The organism is Mesorhizobium sp. M7A.F.Ca.ET.027.02.1.1 (assembly GCF_004022985.1).
In the GTDB taxonomy this organism is placed as follows: domain Bacteria; phylum Pseudomonadota; class Alphaproteobacteria; order Rhizobiales; family Rhizobiaceae; genus Mesorhizobium.
This window is the reverse complement of record NZ_RZOL01000537.1, coordinates 1-3,358: the sequence shown is the minus strand read 5'-3', so window position 1 is coordinate 3,358 and position 3,358 is coordinate 1. Positions and strand designations below refer to the sequence as shown.

4 protein-coding genes are annotated in these 3,358 nt (G+C 62.7%); all 4 read left to right on the top strand.

Features of this window, described 5'->3' with window-relative positions; genetic code table 11:
- Positions 1-529 (top strand): ABC transporter permease (locus EN749_RS32910; protein ID WP_145991108.1); only part of this gene is annotated, 529 nt, incomplete at its 5' end.
- Entirely contained in the window at positions 526-1,395 is an 870-nt protein-coding gene (locus EN749_RS32905; RefSeq protein WP_127396839.1) for an ABC transporter permease, read from the top strand. The genes EN749_RS32910 and EN749_RS32905, both read left to right, overlap by 4 nt.
- Positions 1,380-2,450: an ABC transporter substrate-binding protein gene (locus EN749_RS32900; RefSeq protein WP_127396838.1), complete on the top strand. Its 1,071-nt coding sequence runs from the start codon at positions 1,380-1,382 to the stop codon at positions 2,448-2,450. Before EN749_RS32905 ends, EN749_RS32900 begins: the two co-directional genes overlap by 16 nt.
- A 212-nt stretch (positions 2,451-2,662) precedes the next feature.
- A complete protein-coding gene (locus tag EN749_RS32895) occupies positions 2,663-3,271 on the top strand; it encodes a cupin domain-containing protein (protein WP_127328457.1) in 609 nt (202 codons plus the stop codon).
- Positions 3,272-3,358: the final 87 nt, after the last annotated feature.

Below are 3,358 nucleotides of genomic sequence, written 5' to 3'. Positions count from 1 at the left end.
ATTCTGGACCAGCTATCTCCTGCGCGTCTTCGCCTGGAAGATCGTGCTCGCCTATAATGGCGTTTTGAACTCGGCGCTGATCGAAAGCGGTATCTGGTCCGAACCGACATTGGCCTTTCTCAACACGCCGGCGGCCGTCGTCGTCACGTTAGCGCACGCCTATGCGCCTTTCGCCATCCTGCCGATCTACGTGGCGCTGGACACCATCCCGAAATCGCTGATCGAGGCCGCTTCCGATCTCGGCGCGCGGCCCTTCACTTCCTTCCGCCGGGTCGTGCTGCCCAATTCGATGCCGGGCGTGCTGGCGGCAGCCCTTGTCGTCTTCGTGCCGACGGTCGGTGACTATGTCACGCCGGCGCTCGTCGGCGGCCCGGCCAGCACCATGATCGGCACGCTGATCCAGGCGCAGTTCGGCAAGGCCAATGACTGGCCGTTTGGCGCCGCACTCTCCGTCGCCGTCATGCTGGTCATCCTTGCCGTGGTGCTGGTCGCGCGTTTCGCCGACCGCAGATTTGGCAGCCGCACATGAGCGCTGCACGCACGCAGGGAGGCGGCCGCTGGCTCGGCGTCTACGTCATCGCCTATCTGGTCTTTCTCTATCTGCCGGTGCTGCTGATCCCGCTGTTTTCCTTCAACAACTCGATCCAGGCAGCGTTTCCGCTGCAAGGCTTCACCTTACAATGGTACGCGACACTGTTCGGCAATTCGGCGCTGACCGGTGCACTCTTGAACAGCCTCGTCATCGGCGCCATTGCCGCCACGGGCGCGACGCTGTGCGGCATCACCGTATCCTACATGGACCTCTACGGCCGCTCGCCGCTGGCCGCCACCATCAGCGCCATCGCAAGGCTCCCGATCCTGATCCCCGGCGTCATTGTCGGCATATCGCTGCTGATCCTCATCAACCTCATTGGTCTGGGGCCATCGCGCATTGCCATCGTTCTCGGCCACATATTGGTCGCGCTGCCGACGACCGTGGTGATCATGCGCAGCCGCTTCGCCGCCATCCCGAAAACCATTCGCGAGGCGGCGCTCGATCTCGGCGCCTCCGACTGGACGACGTTCCGGCGGGTCATGCTGCCGCTCAGCCTGCCGGCCATCATTTCGGCCTTCATGCTGGCCTTCCTGATCTCCTTCGACGAATTCATCGTTGTCTTCTTCCTCGCCGGCACCGAGCCGACGCTGCCGCTCTACATCTGGAGCCAGCTGCGTTTTCCAAAGTCGCTGCCGACGGTGATGGCGCTGGGCACTTCGATCCTGGCTGTGTCCTTCATCATCGCTGCAGCAGCTGAAATCCTGCGCCATCGCGGCTTGTCCGCCACGGCGCCAAAGCCCGCGGATCCATCACAACCAAAACAAACCAAGAGAGGAGAACTGCAATGGCATTCGACCTGAAATCGATCTCTGCAAAGACTGTTTGCGCTGGATTGACGGCGTTCGCGCTGGCGCTGTCGTCGACCGTCGCTTTCGCCGGCGACAAGCTGCAATATTTCACCTGGTCGGGCTACGAACTGCCCGATTTCAACAAGAGCTTCCTCGCCGCGCATCCCGATGGCGTCGAGGCCTCCATCTTCGGTGACGACGATGACGCCTTCACCAAGGTCAAGGCCGGCTTCCGCCCCGACATCGCGCATCCCTGTTATGACAAGGTGGCGCGCTGGAACAAGGAAGGCCTGCTGCAGCCGATCGACACCAAGCGCATCAAGAACTGGGATTCGATCTTCCCGGTGTTCAAGAACCTGCCCGACCTGCAGGCCGGCGACGGCAAGGTCTGGATGGTGCCATGGGACTGGGGCAACACCTCGATCCTCTACCGCACCGATCTGGTGAAGAACCCGGAAGCGAGCTGGAACCTTTTGTGGGACAAGCAGTATGCCGGCCGCATGGCGACGATCGACGCGGTGCATGACACGCCTGTGGTGGCCGCGCTGCTCGCCGGCGTCAATCCGTTCGACATGACGCCGGAGCAAATGGACAAGGTGGCCGAGAAGCTGCGCGAGCAGCGCCCGCTGCTCTCCAACTACACCACCGACATGACCTCCGTCGAACAGGCGTTGGCCAGCGGCCAATTGGTCGCCGCCATGACCTGGAACGCGTCCGCCACGTCGCTGAAGAAGCAGGGCGTGCCGGTCGAGTTCATGAAGCCGAAGGAGGGCATGCTGACCTGGGCCTGCGGCTTCGTCATGCTCAAGGACGCCAAGAATGTCGATCTTGCCTATGACTTCATCAACAGCCGGCTGGATGCCGACTCCGGCAAATACCTGATCCAGGCCTATGGTTACGGCAGCTCGCTGAGCTCCGCCTTCGCCACCGTGCCGAAGGCGGAATTGGAGAAATTGCAGCTGCCATCCGATCCCGAGGTGTTGCTGAAGACCACCATCTTCACCGGGCCGATGAAACAGAATGACGACCTCGCCAAGATGTTCGAAAAGGTCAAGGCAGGCGGGTGAGTTGAGGCCTGCCTTCTCCCCTTGTGGGAGAAGGTGGATCGGCGCGCAGCGCCGAGACGGATGAGGGGTGCGTGGCGGATCGCCGTCGTCGCCAAGCTGGAGCACCCCTCATCCGTCGCCTGCGGCGACACCTTCTCCCACAAGGGGAGAAGGGGGAGCTTATCGACGCTTCGCCGCGCTCCGATGGATAGACTGCAAACGAGGACGAATTGATGGACATGCTGGACGAACCGGCTGAGAAGCCGAAGGACGATGCCGATGTGCGGGTCGGCCGGCGCGTGCGGGCGCTGCGGCTGGAGCGCAATCTGTCGCTGGCCGATCTTGCTGCAAAAGCCGGGGTGTCGATCGGTGCGTTGAGCCAGATCGAGCGCGGCATGTCCTCGCTGCGCGTCAAGGTGATCTGGCCGCTCGCCGCTGCTCTCGACATAGAGCCGTCTGCGCTGATCGCAGACGGCAACGATGCCGTCAGCGATCTCTATTGTGTGCGTGCCGACAAGCGGCGGCAGATCCCGGTGAAATCGGAAGGCATTGCCAAGGCGCTGCTGTCGCCGCCGGGCGCGACGCTGACCGGCATGTTGGTGACGGTGGAAGCCAGTGGCGGCACGGCCGAAGCCTATGCCCATGCCGGCCATGAATTCGGCTTCGTGCTGGCCGGCGAGGTCGAACTGGTGGTGGATTCGACAAATTACGTGCTGAAGGCCGGCGACAGCTTTGCGTTCAAGAGCACGCTTTTGCATGCCTTCCGCAATCCCGGCGCCGAGCGTTGCCAGATCCTCTGGGTCAACACCACGAAGCCGTCCGAGGTTCGCGATGGCGCCTGATCCACTCGTGCGACTGCAGGCGGTCTCGAAGATTTTCCCTGGCGGCATCGTCGGGCTCGACGCCGTCGATCTCGACATTATCAGCGG

What these genes read in the sequence shown, in the direction of transcription:
- EN749_RS32895 (WP_127328457.1), top strand. Translation starts at nt 2,663, where the DNA reads ATGGACATGCTGGACGAACCGGCTGAGAAGCCGAAGGACGATGCCGAT.
- EN749_RS32905 (WP_127396839.1), top strand. Translation starts at nt 526, where the DNA reads ATGAGCGCTGCACGCACGCAGGGAGGCGGCCGCTGGCTCGGCGTCTAC.
- EN749_RS32900 (WP_127396838.1), top strand. Translation starts at nt 1,380, where the DNA reads ATGGCATTCGACCTGAAATCGATCTCTGCAAAGACTGTTTGCGCTGGA.